Annotated in this window: 17 protein-coding genes and 5 tRNA genes; 19 read left to right on the forward strand and 3 right to left on the reverse strand. The window is 46.0% G+C overall.

Features of this window, described 5'->3' with window-relative positions; all coding sequences use genetic code 11:
* Positions 1-128: 128 nt before the first annotated feature.
* The gene (locus QTN95_RS12965) at positions 129-578 is read right to left on the reverse strand and encodes a DNA polymerase III subunit chi (protein WP_331417753.1); all 450 of its coding nucleotides are present in this window, start codon (positions 576-578) and stop codon (positions 129-131) included.
* Between the two features lie 71 nt (positions 579-649).
* On the reverse strand, positions 650-2,158 hold the full coding sequence (gene pepA, locus QTN95_RS12970; RefSeq protein WP_138971941.1) for a leucyl aminopeptidase: 1,509 nt from the start codon (positions 2,156-2,158) through the stop codon (positions 650-652).
* Positions 2,159-2,349: 191 nt separating this feature from the next.
* On the opposite strand from pepA, the gene lptF reads away from it, so the two are divergent.
* A complete protein-coding gene (gene lptF, locus QTN95_RS12975; RefSeq protein ID WP_331417754.1) occupies positions 2,350-3,453 on the forward strand; it encodes an LPS export ABC transporter permease LptF in 1,104 nt (367 codons plus the stop codon).
* Between the two features lie 3 nt (positions 3,454-3,456).
* Positions 3,457-4,527, forward strand: coding sequence for an LPS export ABC transporter permease LptG (gene lptG, locus QTN95_RS12980; RefSeq protein ID WP_331417755.1), 1,071 nt, complete (start codon positions 3,457-3,459; stop codon positions 4,525-4,527).
* A gap of 47 nt (positions 4,528-4,574) precedes the next feature.
* On the opposite strand, the gene mutS is transcribed toward lptG, so the two are convergent.
* Positions 4,575-7,139, reverse strand: coding sequence for a DNA mismatch repair protein MutS (mutS, locus tag QTN95_RS12985; RefSeq protein WP_331417756.1), 2,565 nt, complete (start codon positions 7,137-7,139; stop codon positions 4,575-4,577).
* An 85-nt stretch (positions 7,140-7,224) separates the two neighbouring features.
* Here mutS and QTN95_RS12990 point away from each other — a divergent pair, with 85 nt between their 5' ends.
* From QTN95_RS12990 to QTN95_RS13070, 17 genes are all read left to right on the forward strand, one after another.
* Positions 7,225-7,716, forward strand: a complete 492-nt coding sequence (locus QTN95_RS12990) for a CinA family protein (RefSeq protein WP_331417757.1) — start codon at positions 7,225-7,227, stop codon at positions 7,714-7,716.
* Between the two features lie 190 nt (positions 7,717-7,906).
* The gene (gene recA / locus QTN95_RS12995; protein WP_331417758.1) at positions 7,907-8,953 is read left to right on the forward strand and encodes a recombinase RecA; all 1,047 of its coding nucleotides are present in this window, start codon (positions 7,907-7,909) and stop codon (positions 8,951-8,953) included.
* Between the two features lie 73 nt (positions 8,954-9,026).
* Positions 9,027-9,491 carry a recombination regulator RecX gene (recX, locus tag QTN95_RS13000; protein ID WP_138971959.1) on the forward strand — a complete coding sequence of 155 codons (465 nt, stop codon included), beginning with the start codon at positions 9,027-9,029 and terminating at the stop codon, positions 9,489-9,491.
* Positions 9,492-9,634: 143 nt separating this feature from the next.
* Positions 9,635-12,217, forward strand: coding sequence for an alanine--tRNA ligase (gene alaS / locus QTN95_RS13005; RefSeq protein ID WP_331417759.1), 2,583 nt, complete (start codon positions 9,635-9,637; stop codon positions 12,215-12,217).
* A 196-nt stretch (positions 12,218-12,413) separates the two neighbouring features.
* Complete coding sequence (locus tag QTN95_RS13010; protein WP_331417760.1) at positions 12,414-13,601, forward strand: aspartate kinase; 1,188 nt, start codon at positions 12,414-12,416, stop codon at positions 13,599-13,601.
* 92 nt (positions 13,602-13,693) lie between these two features.
* On the forward strand, positions 13,694-13,891 hold the full coding sequence (gene csrA / locus QTN95_RS13015; RefSeq protein ID WP_004415691.1) for a carbon storage regulator CsrA: 198 nt from the start codon (positions 13,694-13,696) through the stop codon (positions 13,889-13,891).
* A gap of 183 nt (positions 13,892-14,074) precedes the next feature.
* Positions 14,075-14,167: transfer RNA gene (locus QTN95_RS13020), tRNA-Ser, on the forward strand.
* Between the two features lie 78 nt (positions 14,168-14,245).
* Positions 14,246-14,322: transfer RNA gene (locus tag QTN95_RS13025), tRNA-Arg, on the forward strand.
* 25 nt (positions 14,323-14,347) lie between these two features.
* Positions 14,348-14,440, forward strand: a tRNA-Ser gene (locus QTN95_RS13030).
* A gap of 95 nt (positions 14,441-14,535) precedes the next feature.
* Positions 14,536-14,612, forward strand: a tRNA-Arg gene (locus QTN95_RS13035).
* Between the two features lie 64 nt (positions 14,613-14,676).
* A tRNA-Arg gene (locus QTN95_RS13040) sits at positions 14,677-14,753 on the forward strand.
* A gap of 443 nt (positions 14,754-15,196) precedes the next feature.
* The gene (locus QTN95_RS13045) at positions 15,197-15,454 is read left to right on the forward strand and encodes an oxaloacetate decarboxylase subunit gamma (RefSeq protein ID WP_138971962.1); all 258 of its coding nucleotides are present in this window, start codon (positions 15,197-15,199) and stop codon (positions 15,452-15,454) included.
* A gap of 31 nt (positions 15,455-15,485) precedes the next feature.
* Positions 15,486-17,267 carry a sodium-extruding oxaloacetate decarboxylase subunit alpha gene (gene oadA / locus QTN95_RS13050; RefSeq protein WP_331417761.1) on the forward strand — a complete coding sequence of 594 codons (1,782 nt, stop codon included), beginning with the start codon at positions 15,486-15,488 and terminating at the stop codon, positions 17,265-17,267.
* Positions 17,268-17,276: 9 nt separating this feature from the next.
* On the forward strand, positions 17,277-18,407 hold the full coding sequence (locus QTN95_RS13055; RefSeq protein WP_331417762.1) for a sodium ion-translocating decarboxylase subunit beta: 1,131 nt from the start codon (positions 17,277-17,279) through the stop codon (positions 18,405-18,407).
* Between the two features lie 123 nt (positions 18,408-18,530).
* Positions 18,531-19,481: an NADP-dependent oxidoreductase gene (locus QTN95_RS13060; protein WP_331417763.1), complete on the forward strand. Its 951-nt coding sequence runs from the start codon at positions 18,531-18,533 to the stop codon at positions 19,479-19,481.
* Positions 19,475-19,936: a YqaA family protein gene (locus QTN95_RS13065; protein WP_331417764.1), complete on the forward strand. Its 462-nt coding sequence runs from the start codon at positions 19,475-19,477 to the stop codon at positions 19,934-19,936. The genes QTN95_RS13060 and QTN95_RS13065 overlap by 7 nt, the downstream gene beginning before the upstream one ends.
* A 9-nt stretch (positions 19,937-19,945) precedes the next feature.
* Complete coding sequence (locus tag QTN95_RS13070; protein ID WP_331417765.1) at positions 19,946-22,804, forward strand: M16 family metallopeptidase; 2,859 nt, start codon at positions 19,946-19,948, stop codon at positions 22,802-22,804.
* The last annotated feature ends 35 nt before the right edge of the window (positions 22,805-22,839 follow it).

The raw sequence follows: 22,839 nt of genomic DNA on the forward strand, positions 1-22,839 counted from the left end.
CTTACTCACTGTTGCCTTGCTTTTCGCCCAACTATTTAGAGAAAATCTTATCTGGTTGATGGTAAATCTTAGTCAATCATTATAAGTGAACTCTCTAGAGTGGAGAGCTTAACTATAAGGATTGACCGTTAGTTGTGTTTGATTTCGATCGTTTGTAGCTGATAACCAGCTTGGCGGTAGATTTTATATCTTTCTCGCGCCAGTTGCTTGGCTTTTTCCTCGCAAGGGACGAAGTCTACCACCTCAGCAAACTTGTTCGCAAAGGTTGTCTCATTTTCAGCCAAATTTATTACTAATTGTCTGTTCCATGAAGGCTTGACCCCCTGATAGCCAATCTCGATATTGGTTGCATATCGCGGACCTTCACCGACTAGATTATGAGCCATAAATTCGCTGCTATCGGCTTGCCAAAATCGTTCTGCTAACTGTTCTGCATGTGATTTATTATTGCAGTTAAGGTAGACCTTTGCTCCTTGCTTAGCAAAGTGACGAGTAAGAAACAGAATGTACTCTTCGAATCCATCAGGGGTAGCCTGATGAGATTGTTCAGCAATGAGATAAAATGTAGCGTTCGCCATGTTCTGATCCTTTTGCACACAAAGGCAGAAAATAAAAAAGGGCCTGTCGGCCCTTTTAAAGATGTTGAGGTTTATTCCTCTGTCTCTTGGCCACTGCGATTAAGCAGGAATTGGACAAGCATCGAGACTGGACGGCCCGTTGAGCCTTTTGCCGCACCTGACTTCCACGCAGTACCTGCGATATCAATGTGCGCCCAGTGGTACTTCTTCGCGAATTTAGACAAGAAGCAACCCGCAGTAATCGTGCCACCAGGGCGACCACCGATGTTTGCCATATCCGCAAATGGGCTCTTCAATTGCTCATGGTATTCATCAGCCATTGGTAGACGCCATGCACGGTCACTTGCTTGCTCAGAAGCGTTGACTAGCTCGTGAGAAAGAGGGTTATGGTTTGAGATAACACCGCTGATATGGTGACCTAACGCAATCACACAAGCACCGGTTAGCGTTGCAACGTCAACGACACAATCTGGCTCAAAACGTTCAACGTAAGTCAGCGCATCACAAAGAACGAGTCGACCTTCCGCATCGGTGTTTAGCACTTCAACCGTTTGACCGGACATCGTTGTTAGGATGTCACCTGGACGGTATGCATTGCTGCCTGGCATGTTTTCACAACCAGCTAAAACGCCGATAACGTTGATTGGCAGGTTCAGTTTCGCCAATGCCTTCATGGTACCGAATACTGAAGCCGCACCACACATGTCGTACTTCATTTCGTCCATGCCTTCGCCTGGCTTAAGTGAGATACCGCCAGAATCGAAAGTTAGACCTTTACCAACAAGAACGATTGGTTTTGCTTCTGGATCTGGGTTGCCCTTGTATTCCATGATAGACATCATAGATTCATTTTTAGAGCCACGGCCTACTGCTAGGTATGAAGTCATACCCAGTTTTTCCATCTCTTGCTCGCCAATGATTTTAGTCGTAACGCTTTCATAATCGTCTGCTAGGCGACGTGCTTGTGAAGCTAGGTATGCAGGGTTAGCGATATTTGGTGGCATATTGCCAAGATCTTTCGACGCTTTAACACCAGAGGCAATCGCTAGACCATGTGCGATCGCTTTTTCACCGAGGTTGAGTTCGCGGCGTGTAGGTACGTTGAATACCAGTTTACGCAGAGGGCGACGTGTTTCTGGTTTGACACTCTTGAATTGATCGAAGGTGTAAAGACCATCTTTCGTTGCTTCTACCGCTTGACGTACTTTCCAGTATGTATCGCGGCCTTTAACGTGCAGTTCCGTCAGGAAGCAGACGGCTTCCATTGAACCCGTCTCGTTAAGTGTGTTGATGGTTTTTTGAATGATCTCTTTGTATTGACGTTCGCCAAGCTCACGTTCTTTACCACAACCAACGAGTAGTACGCGCTCTGATAGCACGCCTGGTACTTGATGAAGTAGGAGCATTTGCCCCGGTTTTCCTTCCAGATCACCACGGCGAAGTAGTGAACTGATATAGCCATCGCTGATTTTATCTAGCTGCTCAGCAACTGGAGAAAGGCGACGTGGCTCGAACACGCCCACAACGATACACGCGCTGCGCTGCTTCTCTGGACTGCCACTTTTTACACTGAACTCCATGCGTACTCCTACATCCTGAAGACAAATAGAACTAAATGTTAGATAATGCCGTCTTACTTGTTGATTCCTTACTCGGAACTATCCTTAAATAAGCGCATTAACAGTTAGCCAAAAAATTTAAAAATAAAAGGTTCAACGGGAAATTATAGTGATTCAATTAAAAAAACAAGTTTTGTATAGGTAATTTCAGCGTGATTATTGTTAGATATTTGATCCGCGAGACACTCAAAAGCCAATTAGCGATATTTTTCATCCTGTTTTTAGTGTTCCTCAGCCAAAAACTGATTAAGGTTTTGGCTGATGCTTCGGATGGGGATATCCCCGCGAGTTTGGTCATGCATTATGTTGCTTTGAGCATGCCGTCGATGGGCCTACTGATGTTACCTCTGAGCCTGTTCTTAGGTATTTTGCTGACTTTCGGTCGCTTATATGCGGAAAGTGAAATTACGGTTATGAATGCTACTGGCATTGGTAACAAATTCTTGATCCGTGCGGCTCTGTACCTTGCTGTCATTACCGGAGTTATTGCTGGTTTTAACTCATTTGTCTTTTCACCCTACAGCCAAGACAAATTGGTTCAGCTTCAAGAAGAAGTTGAAGCGGAAAACAGCGTCGATCTGCTTAAAAAAGGTCACTTCCAAGGCACGCCTGACGGTTCATCGGTGGTTTTCATCGATGATATTGATGGCAAACAACTTAAGCATGTTTTTGTCGCGCAGATGAGACCGCGTGACTCTATATTGCCGAGTGTTTCATTCTCGCAATCAGGTGAAGTGAAAGAGCTAAGCGATGGGCGTCAGGTTATTCGCATGTATGATGGTACTCGCTATGAAGGTGTGCCAACGCGAGTGGATTACATGGTGACGAAATTTGATCAATACGAAGGTCTGATTGGTCAACGAGATGTCAAACGTAAAGGGCGAGATTGGGAAGCGATCCCAACGCTAGAATTGATTCAAAATCCAGATCCGAGAGCGCAAGCAGAATTACAGTGGCGTATTTCTCTCGTGGTTTGTATCCCATTACTGACCATGTTGGTCGTACCTCTATCGGCGGTTAACCCTCGTCAGGGTCGTTTTGCCAAAATGGGACCAGCGATATTAATTTATTTAGCGTACTTCCTTTCGATTAGTGCGACCAAATCTGCGCTTGAAGATGGATCTATTCCAGCATTTATTGGTATGTGGCCAATCAATGCTGCACTACTGTTAACTGCAATCGGCATCAACTCGATGGACAGCATTCCTGTTCGCCGCTTTAAAGATAAATTAAGACAAAGAAAGAAGGCAGCGTAAGTCGTGTTTAAAATTCTCGATCTCTATATCGGCAAAACCATCATTGCCACGACCTCTCTAGTGCTGGCTACGTTTGTTGGCCTGTCTGCCATCATCAAATATGTTGAACAGCTGCGTAAAGTTGGCGAAGGTTCTTACGATCTTATTCAAGCACTGTTTTTTGTGCTGTTAAGTATTCCTCGTGATATTGAAATGTTCTTCCCAATGGCGGCACTGTTAGGGGCTCTAATTGGGTTAGGGATGCTGGCTTCAAGCTCAGAACTTGTGGTGATGCAGGCCGCGGGTTTTTCTAAACTTAATATCGGTATGTCCGTGCTTAAAACGGCAGTGCCTCTAATGGTATTGGTGACATTGCTCGGTCAGTGGGGCGCCCCTCAGGCTCAAAAAATGGCACGTGATTTACGAGCTTTTTCTACATCTGGTGGTGCGATCTTATCGGTGCGAACGGGGGTGTGGGCGCGTGATGCCAACGATTTTATCTTTATTGGTAAAGTCGAAGACGACAAAATCTATGGCATGAACATGTGGCGTTTTAATGCAAACAAGCGTCTCGAAAGTGTCGTCCATGCTGCGACGGTAGAGTATGTTTCTGATAATACTTGGACCATGAAGGATGTTGAGCTGACTGAGATGGTGGATGAAGTAGAAATTTCGAAGCAAAGCCTGCCTGAGTACAGTTGGACGACCTCGCTAGCCCCAGATAAGTTAGCGGTTGTAACGGTAAAACCAGAAGAGCTTTCTTTGGGCGGACTTTATGATTATGTCAGTTATCTCAAGGCATCGGAGCAAGACCCTTCACGCTATGAGCTAGCGTTTTGGCGCAAGGTCACTCAGCCGTTTTCTATTGCAGTGATGATGCTGATGGCGCTCTCTTTTATCTTTGGTCCTTTGCGTAGTGTGACTATGGGGGCTCGGATTCTTTCGGGCGTTATTGCCGGATTCACTTTCTATATTTCGAGTGAGTTCTTTGGTCCTCTTAGCTTGGTTTACAACATTCCCCCAGTATTTGGTGCGGTCATGCCAAGCGTGGTATTCCTGACCATCGCATTGATGTTATTGCGTCGAAAACTGTAGTGCGAAACATATTAATAAAGGCAGCCAACTGGCTGCCTTTTTCATACCTAAAGAAGTTTCTTTAATCGATACAGCTCTTCAAGAGCTTGTCTTGGGGTGAGATCGTCTGGATCGATGTTCGCAAGCGCTTGCTCAACTTCGCTTGGCTCTGGAATCAAGCTCAGTTGATTGGCGGTGTCGACGGCAGGAGATTGGCTTGGTCTTTCACCGTTGAGGCTGAGTTGTTCGAGCTGAGTGAGTTTCGTGCGAGCATTTTTAATTACGCTCTTCGGTACGCCAGCAAGTCCAGCAACGGCAAGGCCATATGACTTACTTGCTGCCCCTTCTTGTACAGCATGCATAAATGCAATGCTGTCACCGTGTTCTACGGCGTCAAGGTGGACGTTCGCCAGATGTGGAATTTGATTCGGCAACTCGGTCAGTTCAAAGTAGTGCGTGGCAAACAAGGTCATTGAACCTAGTTGTTTTGCCAGCCACTCTGCACTGGCCCAAGCCAGAGATAGACCATCGTATGTACTGGTGCCTCGGCCAATTTCATCCATCAACACTAGGCTGTTTGCGGTTGCATTGTGAAGAATATTGGCGGTTTCTGTCATTTCAACCATAAAAGTCGATCGTCCTGAAGCCAAATCATCAGATGCACCAATGCGGGTAAAAATACGGTCGATTGAGCCAATTTGTGCAGATTCAGCCGGTACGTAAGAGCCGATATGAGCCAGTAACGCAATCAAAGCGGTTTGGCGCATATACGTGGATTTCCCCCCCATGTTAGGGCCTGTAATAATCAGCATCTTGCGCTTTGAGTTGAGCTCAATCGGGTTGGCGATGAAAGGTTCATCCATTACTTGTTCAACGACAGGGTGACGACCATTCTGAATGTGAATGCCCGCTTCTTTTGTTAAGTTAGGGCGGCAATAATCTAAGCTGTCGGCTCGTTCGGCAAGGTTCTGAAGAACGTCAATTTGCGATACTGCTGAGGCGAGATTCTGCATCTGTTCTAGATGAGGTAGCAATAGGTCAAATAACTCTTCCCAAAGTTGTTTCTCGACCGCGAGTGCTTTTGATTTCGAGTTTAAAACCTTGTCTTCATGCTCTTTTAGTTCAGGGATGATGTAGCGCTCGGCATTCTTTAACGTTTGGCGGCGCACATAATGGGGTGGCACAAGGTGACTTTGCCCGCGGCTGACTTGGATGAAGAAACCATGAACATTGTTGTAACCCACCTTTAGGCTGTCAATGCCGTGGCGTTCGCGTTCCTCTTGTTCGAGTTGATCAAGAAACTCGGTTGCACCATCAGCGAGTTTTCGCCATTCGTCGAGTTCCTCGTTGTAGCCAGTCGCAATAACACCACCATCACGAATAACAACGGGTGGATTCTCTTTAATTGCACGTTCGAGCAAGTCACAAACATCGTCCATTGGTGCGGCAAATTGTGCCAGCTTAACCAAATAAGGGTTGGCTAGGCTGCCCATGTTTTCTGCTAACTCTGGTAACTGCTGCATGGCAAATCGGAGACGAGCCATGTCACGAGGTCGTGCACTGCGTAACGCAAGTCGTCCTAAGATACGCTCAATATCCCCGATTTGTTTGAGAACAGGATGGAGTTCAGAATAGACAGCCTGCTCTTTGAGCTCCGTGATAGCGTTGAGACGTTGGTTGAGTGTCTCGATGTCTCGCATTGGCTGGTGTAACCAGCGCTTGAGCATGCGACTGCCCATGGCTGTCGCGGTATGGTCGAGCACTCCCGCCAATGTATTGTCTGTACCACCGGCAAGGTTATGGGTGATCTCTAGATTGCGACGTGTCGCTGCATCGAGGATGACTGAGTGATCTTGACGATCAAACGTTAAAGAGCGGATATGTGGCAGTGCGGTACGTTGGGTATCTTTTACGTACTGGATAAGACAGCCCGCAGCACACAAGCCGAGTTTGGCGTGTTCAACACCAAAGCCAACCAGATCTTTGGTACCAAACTGTTGGTTGAGCTGTTGCTTTGCCGTGTCGAGCTCAAACTCCCACACAGGGCGACGGCGGTTACCATTACGGCCGTTCATCAACTGAACAGGTTCAAAGTTCTCGGGGAATAGTAGCTCACGGGGTGCGGTACGTTGCAGCTCTGCGGCCATGGCTTCTTCGGTTTCTGGCTCCATTAACTGGAAGCGTCCAGAGGTAACGTCAAGTGTTGCGTATCCGAATTTACCGTTGTGATGGTAGATGGCAGCGATTAGATTATCTAAACGCTCAGAAAGCAGAGCCTCGTCAGTCACTGTACCCGGAGTGACAATACGTACCACGGCGCGTTCGACGGGACCTTTGCTTGTTGCGGGATCGCCAATCTGTTCACAAATAGCGACGGACTCACCAAGCTGAACGAGTTTTGCTAAGTACCCTTCGACAGCATGAAAGGGCACACCAGCCATAGGAATAGGCTCACCAGCGGATGCTCCACGCTTAGTCAGCGATATGTCTAATAGCTGAGATGCGCGCTTGGCATCATCGTAGAAGAGTTCATAGAAGTCTCCCATTCGATAAAACAGCAAAATATCTGGGTTCTCAGCTTTAAGCTTGAGATATTGCTGCATCATAGGTGTGTGTTTTTGTTCAGCTTTCACGGGCAACGTCTTTCGTTTATTTCTATTGCGGCTTAGGATACGTGAATAGCCATTCTGCGAAAAGATGCAATAGGGGGATTTAGACATGGAATCACAGCAAATTCTGTCACTAAAGTTGGGTGAGCAACTTAACCAACGTGGTTTTGTTCTCACGACAGCAGAATCTTGTACCGGTGGAGCTGTCTCCGCGGCGATTACCGACATAGCCGGAAGTTCAGGTTGGTTTGACCGTGCTTTTATCACCTATAGTAACGAAGCCAAAATGGAGATGCTTGGGGTAAAGGAACAAACGCTTGAGTCCCATGGCGCTGTCAGTGAGCAGACGGTTGAAGAAATGGTAAAAGGTGCGTTGGCCAATTCGAATGCCAACATTGGCGTATCGATCAGTGGTATTGCTGGGCCAGGAGGGGCGACAGAAGGTAAGCCTGTCGGTACAGTCTGTATTGGCTGGGCAGACAAAAGTGGCTGGTTGAAAGTGGCGACCTATTACTTTGCTGGCAACCGTTCTCAAGTGCGTCAACAGGCTGTCGAAGTGGCTTTGAAAGTACTGTACGAACAGTTGAAAAGTGACAGCTAATGATTGCTCGAGTAATTTTAAGTGATTAAAAATCAGATGGATATCATCAAATTTCAAAAAAAATCCCCATAGCTATGGACACTGTATGAATCAACAGTATAATGGCTTTCATTGATTGCTTAGCAAAAAAGCTGAGCGGAAGAATTTGATTGATATTCATCAGCATTAGATGAGTCATTTGGAGAAAGTGATGGACGAGAACAAACAGAAGGCGCTCGCCGCTGCGCTAGGTCAAATCGAAAAGCAATTCGGTAAAGGTTCGATTATGCGCCTTGGTGACAACCGTGCAATGGACGTAGAAACAATTTCTACCGGCTCACTTTCTTTAGATATCGCTCTTGGTGCTGGTGGTCTGCCTATGGGTCGTATCGTAGAAATCTACGGTCCGGAATCTTCTGGTAAAACAACACTAACTCTTGAGCTAATCGCTGCTGCACAACGTGAAGGTAAAACTTGTGCGTTTATTGATGCGGAGCATGCGCTCGATCCTGTATATGCGAAAAAACTCGGCGTAGATATCGATGCTCTACTTGTTTCTCAGCCTGATACGGGCGAACAAGCACTGGAAATCTGTGATGCGCTAGCGCGTTCAGGTGCTATCGACGTAATGGTAGTGGACTCGGTTGCAGCACTAACACCTAAAGCTGAAATTGAAGGCGAAATGGGTGACAGCCACATGGGTCTTCAAGCACGTATGCTTTCTCAAGCAATGCGTAAGCTAACAGGTAACCTAAAGCAGTCTAACTGTATGTGTGTTTTCATCAACCAAATCCGCATGAAGATTGGTGTGATGTTTGGTAACCCTGAGACGACTACTGGCGGTAACGCACTTAAGTTCTACGCTTCTGTACGTCTTGATATTCGCCGTACTGGTTCAATCAAAGAAGGTGACGAAGTTGTCGGTAACGAAACTCGCATTAAAGTGGTTAAGAACAAGATTGCTGCACCATTTAAACAAGCTGAGACGCAAATTCTATACGGTCAAGGCTTCAACCGTGAAGGTGAGCTAATTGATCTAGGTGTGAAGCATAAGCTGATTGAAAAAGCGGGTGCTTGGTACAGCTACAATGGCGACAAGATTGGTCAAGGTAAGGCAAACGCAGGTAAATTCCTACGTGAAAACCCTCAAGCCGCGAAAGAAATTGATACTAAGCTACGTGAAATGCTGCTTTTACCGGCAGAAGAACAGCCTGTTGAAGCTGAATTAGGCCAGATGCCAGAGCAAGAAGAATTTTAATTCTGTTTAAGTGAAATCAAAGCCCTGCGAATGCGGGGCTTTGTTATATCTAGAATTTGAAAATAAGTAAGTTATGTTTCAAAGAAAACCACCCACATTATCGAGTAAAGAAGCGGCTATGCAGTTGCTAAGCCGCCGTGATCATGGTGAGTATGAGCTTTATCAAAAACTGAGCTTAAAAGGCTATGAGGATGAAGCGATTCAAGAGGCCATCAACTTTTGCCTCGATCACAATTATCTTGATGATTTGCGTTATGCCAAAAGTCAGATACGCCAGCATGTTTATAAAGGACATGGCGAAAGAAGGATTCGCCAAGAGTTAAATCAAAAGCGTGTCGCCGAGGCTACGATAGAAAAAGCGATGGAGCAAGAGCCTCAAGATTGGTTTGAATTGGCAAAAGGTGCAGCAGAGAAGAAATTTAAAGGGATTAAAGCCAAAGACGCAAAAGAGTACGCCAAACAAGTCCGATTCCTGCAATATCGTGGTTATAGTTTTGAACAAATTAGTTATGCACTCAATTCGGATTGCGACGATTAATCGAGAATAAGCAGCTTGATCTGGAGATTTGTCGTTAATTGCAGGAACAACAGGCTCTTTTCTGCGAGAAAACTAGTCGTAGCGTGAACCATGATCTACAATAGCGCAAAAATTTCACTCGACTATTTTTCAGGAAGAGCTGCATGTACATGAGCACTGATGAGGTTCGTAACGCGTTCCTTAAGTTCTTTGAAAGCAAAGGACACCAAATCGTAGACAGTTCATCGTTGGTTCCACATAACGATCCAACCCTGCTATTCACAAACGCAGGTATGAACCAATTCAAAGATTGCTTCTTAGGCGCAGAAAAGCGTGCCTACACACGAGCAACTACGGCTCAGCGTTGTGTACGTGCGGGTGGTAAACACAACGACCTTGAAAATGTGGGTTTTACAGCTCGTCACCATACTTTCTTTGAAATGCTAGGTAACTTCAGCTTTGGTGATTACTTCAAAGAAGATGCGATTGCGTTTGCATGGGAATTCCTCACTGAGACATTAAAACTGCCTACTGATCGTCTACTGGTAACGGTTTACGAAACAGATGACGAAGCATTCGAAATTTGGAACAAGAAAGTAGGTGTTCCCGCTGATCGTATTATCCGTATCGGCGATAAAGAAGGCGGTAAGCAGTACGAGTCTGATAACTTCTGGACTATGGGTGACACAGGTCCTTGTGGTCCATGTACTGAAATTTTCTACGATCATGGTGAGCACATCTGGGGTGGCCGTCCAGGTACACCTGAAGAAGATGGTGACCGTTTCATCGAGATCTGGAACAACGTATTTATGCAGTTCAACCGTCATGCTGACGGCACGATGGAGCCGCTACCAAAGCCTTCGGTAGACACGGGCATGGGTATCGAGCGTATCTCTGCAATCATGCAAGGCGTCCACTCAAACTACGAAATCGACGTATTCCAAAAACTAATCAAAGCAGCCGCTCAAACCATCGGTTATGAAGATTTGTCTAACCAGTCTCTACGCGTGATTGCTGACCATATCCGTTCTTGTTCATTCTTGATCGTTGATGGTGTCATGCCTTCGAATGAAGGGCGTGGTTATGTCTTGCGTCGTATCATCCGTCGTGCAGTTCGTCACGGTAACAAACTTGGTGCGAAAGGCGTATTCTTCCACAAACTGGTAGGTGTTCTTGCTGAAGTCATGGGCAGTGCTGGTGAAGAGTTGAAGAAACAACAAGCGGTTGTGGAAAAAGTTCTACGTATCGAAGAAGAGAACTTCGGTCGCACGCTAGAGCGTGGTATGGCGATTCTGAATGAAGCGTTAGATAACCTAGAAGGCAAAGTGCTAGACGGTGAAACCGTATTCAAACTTTACGATACTTACGGTTTCCCTGCTGACCTGACAAACGACGTTGCGCGTGAGCGTGATTTCGCTATCGATGAAGAAGGCTTCGAGAAAGCGATGGAAGAGCAGCGTCAGCGTGCTCGCGAAGCCGGTCAGTTCGGTACAGACTACAACTCAACCATCAAAACGGAAGCAGAAACAGAGTTTTGTGGCTACGCTGGTACTCAAGGTGAAAGCACAGTAGTAGAAATTTTTGTTGAAGGCGAAGCGGCTGAAACTTTGTCTGCGGGTGACAAAGCCATCATCGTTCTTGGTGAGACTCCGTTCTATGCTGAATCAGGTGGTCAATGTGGTGATGCTGGTCTTGTGAAGACGGAATCGGGTCTATTCAAAGTTGAAGACACACAAAAACTCGGTAATGCGATTGCTCATCATGGGGTCATGGCTGAAGGCGTCCTAGCTAAGGGTGACCAAGTTGAAGCGGTTGTCGATGCAGAGCGTCGTGCAGCGATCTCACTAAACCACTCGGCAACGCACTTACTGCATGCAGCACTAAGACAAGTTCTTGGCGAGCACGTAACGCAGAAAGGTTCTCTCGTTAAGCCTGAAAACCTACGTTTTGACTTCTCTCATCTTGAAGGGGTAACGGGGGCTGAACTTAAAGAAGTTGAGCGTCTAGTCAATGCGCAAGTTCGTCGCAACCACGTTATCGAAACCAATGTCATGGACATCGAATCAGCGAAGCAGAAAGGTGCGATGGCACTCTTCGGCGAGAAGTACGATGATGAAGTTCGCGTGCTATCGATGGGCGAGTTCTCTACTGAGCTTTGTGGTGGTATCCACGCATCGAACACCGGTGATATCGGTCTATTCAAGATCATTTCAGAAGGTGGTATCGCAGCTGGTATTCGTCGTATTGAAGCGGTAACCGGTGAAGCAGCACTTGACGCAATTGAAGCACAACAAGCTAAGTATGAAGAGAAACTGGCTGAATCTGCTTCTAAAGCGAAAACGCTAGAGAAGGAAATCCAGAAGCTGAAAGACAAGATGGCTGCAGCAGAAAGTGCAAACATCATGGGTAAAGCTCAGGAAATTAATGGCGTTAAAGTACTTATTGCTGCAATGGAAGGTGCTGATAGCAAGAACCTACGTACTATGGTTGATGACATCAAAAACCAAATGGGTAGTGGTGTTGTGATGCTTGCAAACATCAGTGATGGCAAGGTTGGTCTAATTGCGGGCGTAACTAAAGATCTGATCGGCAAAGTGAAAGCCGGAGACCTTGTTAAGATGGTTGCAGAACAAGTTGGTGGTAAAGGCGGTGGTCGTCCAGATATGGCTCAAGCGGGCGGTACTGACGTATCTGCGCTACCAAAAGCGATCGAAAGTGTTCAGCCTTGGCTAGAAGAACGCCTATAGACATCGAATATTAAATGATAACGCTCAATCAGTTCTTTGATTGAGCGTATTTTTTTTGAGCTAACCAAGTGGTTTAATTAGTCGTCTAAAAGACGGTTAAATAGGCCACTTGGTTTTTGTTATAACTACTGCAAACAATATTCAACATATTGAATGTGGTCCGAATGAGACTTTGGTCTTGGGAAGGTGAAGACTGGTGAAAAAGCCCCTTATCGTGCAAAAGTTTGGTGGAACATCTGTAGGTTCCGTAGAAAGAATTCATACAGTAGCCAAACACATCATTAAGGCGAAAAATGATGGTAATCAAGTTGTCGTAGTTGTCTCTGCGATGTCTGGTGAAACAAACAGACTAATGGATTTGGCTAAACAAGTAGACAGTGTACCTACTGCTCGAGAACTTGATGTTTTGCTCTCTGCTGGTGAACAAGTGTCCATGGCACTACTGGCAATGACTTTAAATAAATTAGGTCATTCCGCTCGTTCACTTACCGGAGCACAAGCGAACATTGTGACGGACAATCAACACAATGACGCGACGATTAAACATATTGACACTAGCGCGATAGATGAACTGTTAGCGCAAGACCAAATTGTCATAGTGGCAGGTTTTCAAGGTATCAATGAAAATGGGGATATCACCACCCTGGGAAGGGGCGGTTCTGATACCAGTGCTGTTACTCTCGCAGGTGCGTTGAGTGCAGATGAGTGCCAGATATTTACCGATGTTGATGGTATTTACACTTGCGATCCTAGAGTCGTTTCTTCGGCGAAGAAACTGGATGTCATTGATTTTCCTTCGATGGAAGAGATGGCTCGTAAAGGCGCAAAAGTGCTTCATTTACCATCGGTTCAATACGCTTGGCGTAACAGTGTACCATTGCGAGTGCTGTCGACGTTTGACACTAACAACGGCAGCTTAGTCAAAGGGGAGCAGTGTTTGGCCTCGGTATGTGGCGTCGCTATTCAACGTGATATGTGTCTGATCAAGATTGAGAAAGATGCGCTTTGCGGTTTAAAAGCACAGTGCCAGATGATAGGTGTGACGATTTGGAATGTGATCGAGCATGCAGAATGGGTAGGTGTAGTGATAAAACACGATGCTTATGCAAAACTGGAACTGGTTTTCAACGACAAAATCCGTAATAGTGAATCGGTAAGCTTATTGACCGCAGTAGGCCTTCATGTCGAAGGACTGGTTGAAAGGTCATACGCTTTGCTCTCAGAACAGGGGATCGATATTGAGCATTATGCGGTAAACCCACAATCGCTGATGCTAGTGTTGCAACCCGAATGTGTCGACAAAGCGGCGAACATACTGCATGATGCTTACATTACGTCTTCACAGGCACTCGATTGCCAACAAAAACATGCCTTTTTAGGTTAGATGCGAACCACAATAGAGTTTACGAAAATATCACTTTTGTTGGATAATAGCTTTGTAGCAAGATAAATCAGAGATTACTCAAGGAGCACAGAATGCTAATTTTAACTCGCCGCGTTGGCGAAACTCTAATGATCGGTGATGAAGTCACAGTAACTGTACTGGGTGTTAAAGGTAACCAAGTACGTATCGGCGTAAATGCACCGAAAGAAGTGTCTGTTCACCGTGAAGAAATCTACATGCGCATTCAGGCAGAAAAAGGTAATGGTAACGTTGCATCTGGCAACTACTAATTACACAAATCGGCTGACGATTTGTCAGCCTTTTTTGTAATGTGAAGGCACCTATTTACAGTAAAAAGAGCGAATTAGCACCGCTTTGATTAAATAGCCAACGGTTGGATGTTTTTTTGCTAATTTTGCCAAGAAAGTGTTTGACATATTTTTGGTAAATCGTAATATGTGCCTCCGCAAGACGGTGAGGTGGCCGAGAGGCTGAAGGCGCTCCCCTGCTAAGGGAGTATACGGTTTGTAGCCGTATCGAGGGTTCGAATCCCTCCTTCACCGCCATTCTTGCTTCTTCTTTCTAAGAAGAATTGTTCTTCGGAACAGCTTTAAAACAAACTTTCTTTAGCAAGAAAGCATAGCGCGTCCTTAGCTCAGCTGGATAGAGTACCTGGCTACGAACCAGGCGGTCGGAGGTTCGAATCCTCCAGGACGCGCCATAATTTCCTTACCAGGGAATAAAACGGTGAGGTGGCCGAGAGGCTGAAGGCGCTCCCCTGCTAAGGGAGTATACGGTTTGTAGCCGTATCGAGGGTTCGAATCCCTCCCTCACCGCCATTAATTGGCTTATGGCCAATTTTTTGTTTTAAAGCCCTGTTGTTTCAAAGAGCTAGTGTGATATACTTCACAACTCTCGTTTTCGAGAACATTGCGCGTCCTTAGCTCAGCTGGATAGAGTACCTGGCTACGAACCAGGCGGTCGGAGGTTCGAATCCTCCAGGACGCGCCACTCTTTAGGGTTACTTCCATAATGAAGAAATCCAGATATCGATAAATATCGATATCGAAACTGCGCGTCCTTAGCTCAGCTGGATAGAGTACCTGGCTACGAACCAGGCGGTCGGAGGTTCGAATCCTCCAGGACGCGCCACATTATAAGCCCTGCTAGAAATAGCAGGGCTTTTTTATTAACACCTCTGCAGCATTTTTTAAACGCCAGTAATTCAACTAGTTGTTTCTACAGAGATTTTTCCATTTCTTTTGCCCACATCTCAGTAACATATGATGTTTTGTCATAAGGTTATAAAACACACAGTTATTTATGCTCATTTGGCTAAATATTGCAGATTTATGTGATTTGTGTGACGAATAATTCCCTAGTTCTGTGCTTTATCGTCAATAGCTTCTTAAACAAAATTGACAAAGTTTAACCAATCGAGATAATCCTAGGCCTCTTGTCAGGATTTTACTGTATGTTCTGGCAACAAGAACACTGGCATCATGCCGGTATACGTTAGTGTTTATCTATCGTCATGAAGATGATTTTCGAGAGGCCTAATGTTGTTGTCAGGATGACAAAGAAAGGATGCAAAAATGGATAATATTGGAAGCCTGCTAGTAGACGCTGCAACCCTAATGCTTACAGGGATGGTTGTAGTGTTTATATTCCTCACTATTCTTGTCTATCTCGTTCGGTTGATGTCTAAACTTTTGCCAGAAGAAGTTCCAGAGCCGATCGCTGTACCAAATCAAAATAACAAAGTTCAATTACCATCTTCTGCTGTGAGTCCGAAGGTTGTTGCGGCAATTTCCGCAGCGGTACATCAGTACCGTACTTCGGTGGCTAAATAGCATTTGATAGGATTAAAAGGAGTTAATGAGCATGTCTAAACCACTAGCTTTAACAGATGTGGTCCTTCGTGACGCCCATCAGTCGCTATTCGCGACGCGTATGCGCCTAGAGGATATGTTACCTATTGCGGAAGAGCTCGATAAGGTCGGTTATTGGTCTCTAGAAACATGGGGCGGTGCTACGTTTGATGCGTGCATTCGATTCCTGGGCGAAGACCCTTGGGAGCGTTTACGTGCATTAAAGAAAGCAATGCCTAACACACCAATGCAAATGCTACTGCGTGGCCAAAACTTATTGGGTTACCGTCACTACGCTGATGATGTAGTAGAAAAGTTTGTTGAGCGTGCCCATACCAATGGTATGGATGTGTTCCGCATTTTTGATGCGATGAACGACGTGCGAAACTTTGAAAAAGCCGTTAAAGCGACGGTTGATGTTGGTGCTCATGCACAGGGTACACTCTCTTACACGACCAGTCCGGTCCACAATACCGAGACTTGGGTAGACCTTGCTAAGCGTCTAGAAGATCTCGGTTGCCATTCGCTTTGTATCAAGGATATGTCGGGACTTCTGAAGCCCTACGAAGCGGAAGATCTTATTACACGTATCAAAGCATCGTGTGATGTGCCGCTTGCTTTACATTGCCACGCGACCACGGGTCTTTCGACTGCCACAGCAGTGAAAGCTGTCGAAGCTGGTATCGATATTCTTGATACGGCTATTTCGTCAATGAGCTGTACTTATGGCCATACGCCAACTGAAACAGTTGTGGCTATGCTTCAGGGCACTGAACGTGACACTAACCTTAAGCCTGATCAGATCGAACCAATCGCGGCGTATTTCCGCGAAGTACGTAAAAAGTACGCCAAGTTCGAAGGTCAACTGAAAGGCGTCGACTCTCGTATCCTTATTGCTCAAGTTCCAGGCGGCATGCTGACCAATATGGAAAGCCAGCTCAAAGAGCAAGGTGCAGCGGATCGTATTGATGAAGTGTTAGAAGAGATCCCACGTGTTCGTCAAGATCTTGGCTACATTCCTCTTGTTACTCCTACTTCACAGATCGTTGGTACCCAAGCGGTGATCAACGTTCTGACCGGAGAGCGTTACAAGAGTATCACCAAGGAAACGGCTGGAGTCCTAAAAGGTGAGTACGGCGCGGCACCTGCTGAGCTTAATGCAGAGCTTCAGGCGAAAGTGCTTGATGGTGGTGAAGCGATTACTTGTCGTCCTGCTGATTTGCTTGAAGCTGAAATGGAAACTTTGACCGATGATCTCTTAGCCAAGGCTAAGGCGGAAGGTATTTCGCTAGCAGAAGATACGGTCGATGATGTTCTGACTTATGCATTATTCCCACAAGTCGGACTTAAGTTCCTTAAAAACCGTCACAACCCAGAAGCGTTTGAACCAGCACCGGGTAAAGAAGAGCCAACACCAGTTGTGGCTCAACCAGCTCAAGGTGGTATTGAAACTTACAGCGTGAAGGTTGATGGACAGGTTTATGATGTTGAAGTTGGTCCACAAGGTCAGCTGACATCAGTAACTCCTGCTCAATCGGGTGCTAATACTCAAGCTGTGGCTCCTGCGGCACCAGCGGGCAATTCAGAAACAGTACCGGCTCCACTAGCGGGTAACATCTTCAAGGTTAACGTTCAGAGCGGTGCTCAGGTTGCAGAAGGTGATGTGTTATTGATTCTTGAAGCAATGAAGATGGAGACAGAAATCCGTGCTGCCCGTGGTGGCATCGTCCAAGATCTGCATGTCAAAGAAGGTGATTCTGTGACTGTTGGTGCTCCACTACTTAGTCTGGCGTAAGGGAGTCTCATGGAAGGATTAATGACTCTTTGGTCAGAAACAGGGATCGCTCACTTTGAATTTGGCCAGATCTGCATGATCTTGGTCGGGTGTGTACTGCTGTTTTTGGCCATTCGCAAAGGCTTTGAGCCGCTACTACTTTTGCCAATAGGCTTTGGTGCCATCTTAGCGAACATCCCTAACGCAGGGTTTACGGAAGAGGGCGGACTGCTCTACTACGTCTACTATGTAGGTATAGAGTCGGGTATTTTCCCACTACTTATCTTCATGGGCGTTGGCGCGATGACCGATTTCGGTGCTCTTATCGCAAACCCTAAGACGTTATGGTTAGGTGCGGCAGCTCAGTTTGGTATCTTTGCAACACTATTTGGTGCGATCCTACTTAACTATGTGCCGGGTATGGAATTTAGCATGCCTGATGCTGCTTCGATTGCGATCATTGGTGGCGCAGATGGCCCGACGGCTATTTTCTTAGCAAGTCAGCTCTCTCCAGATCTGCTGGGTGCGATTGCCGTTGCAGCATATAGCTATATGGCATTGGTTCCTATCATTCAACCGCCTATTATGAAGGCGCTGACGACACCGGAAGAGCGTAAAATCCAAATGGCTCAACTTCGCCATGTTGGAAAAGGTGAGAAGATTCTATTCCCACTGGCTGTTCTGCTAATGACGATCTTGTTCCTACCATCAGCAACACCGCTGGTCGGTATGTTCTGCCTTGGCAACTTGATGCGTGAAGCTGGTGTTGTAGACCGTCTATCTAAGACTGCACAAAATGAACTCATCAATATTGTGACTATCTTCTTGGGTCTAGGCGTCGGTTCTAAGCTGCAAGCCGAAGAGTTTCTTAATGTTGAAACGCTTGGCATTCTGGCGTTAGGGGCTGTGGCTTTTAGTATCGGTACTGCGGGTGGTGTCTTGATGGCGAAATTACTCAACAAGCTGTCTAAAGAAAATATCAACCCATTGATCGGTGCTGCCGGTGTTTCTGCTGTACCAATGGCAGCGCGTGTTGTAAACAAGGTCGGTTTAGAGGCAAACTCACAAAACTTCTTATTAATGCACGCAATGGGACCTAACGTAGCTGGTGTCCTTGGCTCGGCGGTAGCTGCCGGTATTTTGCTTGCCCTGGTTGGCTAAGCGTGAATTACGGTTAGTAATTGGTCAAATTGAGAGTAAGTGGTTAACTTGCTAGCAATAAATGGTATATATTCAAAGGGATGCTTTCGCATCCCTTTTTTATGTCGATAGGGAAATGAAGAAATGGAAAACAAACAAATCGCAATCTCACAATTTGGTGATCCAGACGTTCTCGTTATTCAAACTTCACCAATTCCAGAACCTAAAGCGGGTGAAGTACTGGTTAAGGTCCATTTCTCTGGTGTTAATCCTATTGATGTAAAAACGCGGGCAGGTTTAGGCTGGGCAGCTTCTCAGAATAAAGATAACCTGCCTTGGGTACCCGGCTATGATATCTCCGGTGAAATTATCACGCTTGGAGAAGGTGTCGAGCGTTTTGCTGTTGGCGACAATGTTGCAGGCTTTATTGGTTTCCCTCTCGCAGGGGGCGGTTATAGCCAATTTGTTTGTGTACCTGAAACCGCGTTAAGTCTTGTGCCAAATTCTATCACGCTTGAAGCGGCAGCTGCTCTTCCACTGGCAGGCCAAACAGCGGTACAGGCCTTGGATAAGGCTGGGGTGAAAGAAGGCCAGCGTGTTCTGATTCTCGCTGGTGCGGGTGGCGTGGGTCACATTGCGATTCAGGTCGCCGTTGCGGCTAAGGCAGAAGTCTTTACTACTTGTAGCGAAGCAAATTTGGATTATATGGCAACTCTAGGTGCTCATGCGATCAACTACCAGTTTGCTCCTGTTTCCGAGCGAGTCGAAGAAGCGGATGTGCTTATCGATTTGGTTGGTGGTGATGTCGCTCTTGATGCACTTAAATGCTTAAAAGATGGTGCGAAAGTGGTAACGGTTCCCACTCTTTCTGCAGAGTTGATTTGTGAGAAAGCGAAACTTCTAGGCTTTGAAGCAACGGGAATGCTTGTTGATCCAAACCCAGAGCAACTTGATGCGCTTCTCTACATGGTGAGTGTTGGTTTAGTCAAGACTGAGATTCATCAGGTGTATCCCTTCGAACAGGTTGCTGAAGCACATAAACAGATTGAAACCGGTCACACAAGAGGCAAGGTCTTGCTTGATATGCAATGTTAGAAGCGTTTAACAGCGCATTCGAATCTTTCGCACTTTGGTTTTCAGACTCGGCACTGTGGGTACTCTTTCTAAGTGGTTTCCTCAGTGCCACTTTATTGCCTGGAGGTTCAGAGGCCGGGCTGATCGCTACCTTGAGCTTAAACCAATACCCGACCTTTTATATTATTGCCGTTGCTACGTTAGGTAATACTCTTGGTGGTTTAACGAATTTTTGGCTTGGATTATGGCTACCAAACCGAACTCAGAACGAAAAACATGGTCATAAAGCCTTATTATGGCTAAATAAATACGGCTATTGGTCGATTCTTTTTAGCTGGTTGCCAGTGATTGGTGATCCGTTGTGCTTAGCTGCGGGTTGGCTACGGATGCGTTTTTGGCCTTGCTTTTGGTTGATATTGATTGGTAAAGCACTCCGTTACATTCTACTTGCTGCAGTTTTTTTCGGTTTTTTCTAAGGGGATGTCATGAGAAAGATTTGGCTTGGTGCTATTTCTCTTGTTGCACTATATGGTTGCAGTTCTAGCAACCTTTCTTCTGTACCTTTCTTTTCCTCCTTACCTGAAGGTGTCACTCTTATTGAAGAAGTGGATGCTGAGCCAGGTAAGGCAATGATCCCATATTCAAAGTATCAGTTAGAAAATGGGCTGACAGTGATATTGTCTCCGGATCATTCAGATCCACTTGTCCATGTTGATGTTACCTACCACGTAGGTTCAGCTCGTGAGGAGGTAGGCAAGTCAGGTTTTGCTCATTTCTTTGAACATATGATGTTTCAGGGCAGTGAGAATGTTGGCGATCAAGAACATTTTAAGATCATCACCGAGGCGGGCGGTTCTCTGAATGGAACGACCAATCGGGATCGCACGAATTATTTTGAAACGGTGCCTTCAAATCAACTTGAGAAAATGTTGTGGCTTGAATCTGACCGTATGGGTTTTTTGCTTGATGCAGTCTCACAACACAAGTTTGAAATTCAGCGTGATACAGTGAAGAACGAGCGCGCGCAAAACTATGACAACCGTCCGTATGGCTTGATGTGGGAGAAAATGGGCGAAGCGATGTACCCAGAGGGACATCCATATTCTTGGCAGACGATAGGCTATGTCGAAGATCTTGACCGTGTTGATGTTAATGATCTCAAAGCGTTTTTCCTGAGATGGTATGGCCCCAACAATGCAGTCCTAACCATTGGTGGTGATCTCGATGTTGATCAAACCTTAGAGTGGGTAAGTAAGTACTTTGGATCGATTCCATCAGGGCCAGCGGTAGAGCAGGCACCTAAACAGCCAGCCAAGCTAACTGAAGATCGTTATGTCACGTTAGAAGACCGCATTCAGCAACCGATGCTCATTCTTGGGTGGCCGACAACTTACAATGGTGCTGAGGGGCAGGCTTCCTTAAACGCCCTTGCTAACGTATTGGGTAATGGTGCGAATAGTTTGCTGTATCAAAAGTTGGTTAAAACTCAGAAAGCCGTTGATGCAGGGGCTTTCCAAGATTGCGCAGAGTTAGCCTGTAATTTTTACGTTTATGCAATGGCACCTTCGGGGGAAAACAGCGCTCTGAAACCTTTGTATCAGGAGTTGATGCAAACCCTAGGTGAGTTTGAAGCGAAAGGGATAGATAACAACCGATTAGATCAAATTACCGGAATGGCTGAGTCTCAGTCGGTTTTCGCATTGCAAAGTGTGCGAGGCAAAGTATCGCAGCTTGCTTCTAATGAAACTTTCTTCAATACCCCAGACCGAATTCAGACTCAGTTAGCGCAAATTCGTGCGGTCACCCCAGAGTCGGTGATGGACGCCTATAAAAATTACGTTAACGGTCACCCTAAAGTTGCTTTAAGTGTGGTACCTAAAGGTAAGACGGAACTTGCTGCTGCGCCTGCAACGTTCAATACGCCACAAAGAACGTTGCCTGAATACCAAAAGGTCACTGACGACCAACTCGCGTATCGTCGTGCACAGGACAACTTTGATCGTTCTGTGATGCCTCAAGTCGCTGAAAGTGTTAAGGCACAAATGCCGAAACTTTACCGCCTCTATTTTGACAATGGTGCTGAACTGTTGGGTACGGTGAGCGCTGAAACGCCGACTGTACAGCTAGAAATTAGTTTTCCTGCTGGAGAGCGTTATGTCAAAAAAGGCAAAGAAGGGTTGGCGAACTTAACTGCGGCTATGATGGAAGAGGCGACACTGGACTCGACTCTTGAACAGTTACAGGCGCGGTTGGATAAGCTAGGGAGTACGCTTAACGTAGAAGCGGGAAATTACACGACCAGTATTTCAGTCTCTAGTTTAGAGAAAAACCTACCTCAGACACTTAAAATTGTCGAAGAGGTACTGTTTAAGCCAGCATTCCGTGAGCAAGATTTTGAGCGCATCAAAAAGCAAATGCTAGAAGGTATCGTCTACCAGCACCAACAAACAAGTTGGTTGGCCTCTCAAGCAACCCGCCAGGTACTTTTTGACGGGACGGTATATCAGCGCTCCAATGATGGTACGCAAGCGTCACTGGAAGCATTAACCTTGGATGACGTCAAAGCGTTCTACAAACAACATTACACTCCGCAGGGAGCACAAATAGTTGTTGTTGGAGACATCAATAGGAAACAGATCAAACAGCAGTTAGCCTTTATTGATTCTTGGCAGGGAGAAGTTGCCCCACTGCTAAGACCGCAATTTGTTCAGGAAAATCAGCAGAAAAAGCTTTATTTAGTGGATAAGCCAGGAGCACCACAAAGTGTGGTACGCGTGGTGCGTCAAGGTCTACCGTTTGATGCAACGGGGGAAGTGTACCTAACCCAATTGGCTAACTTTAACTTAGCTGGGAACTTCAACAGTAGAATCAATCAGAATCTCCGTGAAGATAAAGGTTACACCTATGGCGCTAGCGGTTATCTTGCATCGAATCGAGAAGTGGGTGCGATTGTGTTCTCAACACAGGTTCGTGCTGACGCAACTGTTCCATCGATCATTGAGCTTGAAAAAGAGTTAAAGGCATACAGTCAGAATGGAATGACTGATGATGAGATGAAATTTTTACGCTTAGCGGTCGGTCAACAAGATGCACTAAAGTATGAAACGCCTTCACAGAAAGCCGGACTGCTTAGTAGTATTCTTGCGTACAGTCTTGATGAAGACTACCTCAAGCAACGCAATGAGATCGTTGAAACGGTAGATAAGCAGACTTTAGACGAGTTGGCGAAGAAGTGGTTTACACCAGATGATTACCAAATCATTGTCGTCGGTGATGCCAAAACCCTGAAGCCACAATTAGAAAGTTTGCAGATTCCGATAGAAGAGCTTGAAATCATCCGTTAGAGTACACATAACATAGTGCATAGCTAGAGTGTGAC

Source organism: Vibrio sp. M260112 (assembly GCF_036533775.1).
Classification (GTDB): Bacteria; Pseudomonadota; Gammaproteobacteria; order Enterobacterales; family Vibrionaceae; genus Vibrio.

Bases quoted from the DNA above. Each gene is read 5' to 3' on its own strand.
- recA (WP_331417758.1), top strand. From the start codon at position 7,907: ATGGACGAGAACAAACAGAAGGCGCTCGCCGCTGCGCTAGGTCAAATC.
- QTN95_RS12965 (WP_331417753.1), bottom strand. From the start codon at position 578: ATGGCGAACGCTACATTTTATCTCATTGCTGAACAATCTCATCAGGCT.
- QTN95_RS13045 (WP_138971962.1), top strand. From the start codon at position 15,197: ATGGATAATATTGGAAGCCTGCTAGTAGACGCTGCAACCCTAATGCTT.
- QTN95_RS13055 (WP_331417762.1), top strand. From the start codon at position 17,277: ATGGAAGGATTAATGACTCTTTGGTCAGAAACAGGGATCGCTCACTTT.
- QTN95_RS13065 (WP_331417764.1), top strand. From the start codon at position 19,475: ATGTTAGAAGCGTTTAACAGCGCATTCGAATCTTTCGCACTTTGGTTT.
- QTN95_RS13060 (WP_331417763.1), top strand. From the start codon at position 18,531: ATGGAAAACAAACAAATCGCAATCTCACAATTTGGTGATCCAGACGTT.
- oadA (WP_331417761.1), top strand. From the start codon at position 15,486: ATGTCTAAACCACTAGCTTTAACAGATGTGGTCCTTCGTGACGCCCAT.
- QTN95_RS13070 (WP_331417765.1), top strand. From the start codon at position 19,946: ATGAGAAAGATTTGGCTTGGTGCTATTTCTCTTGTTGCACTATATGGT.
- QTN95_RS12990 (WP_331417757.1), top strand. From the start codon at position 7,225: ATGGAATCACAGCAAATTCTGTCACTAAAGTTGGGTGAGCAACTTAAC.
- alaS (WP_331417759.1), top strand. From the start codon at position 9,635: ATGTACATGAGCACTGATGAGGTTCGTAACGCGTTCCTTAAGTTCTTT.
- pepA (WP_138971941.1), bottom strand. From the start codon at position 2,158: ATGGAGTTCAGTGTAAAAAGTGGCAGTCCAGAGAAGCAGCGCAGCGCG.
- csrA (WP_004415691.1), top strand. From the start codon at position 13,694: ATGCTAATTTTAACTCGCCGCGTTGGCGAAACTCTAATGATCGGTGAT.
- recX (WP_138971959.1), top strand. From the start codon at position 9,027: ATGTTTCAAAGAAAACCACCCACATTATCGAGTAAAGAAGCGGCTATG.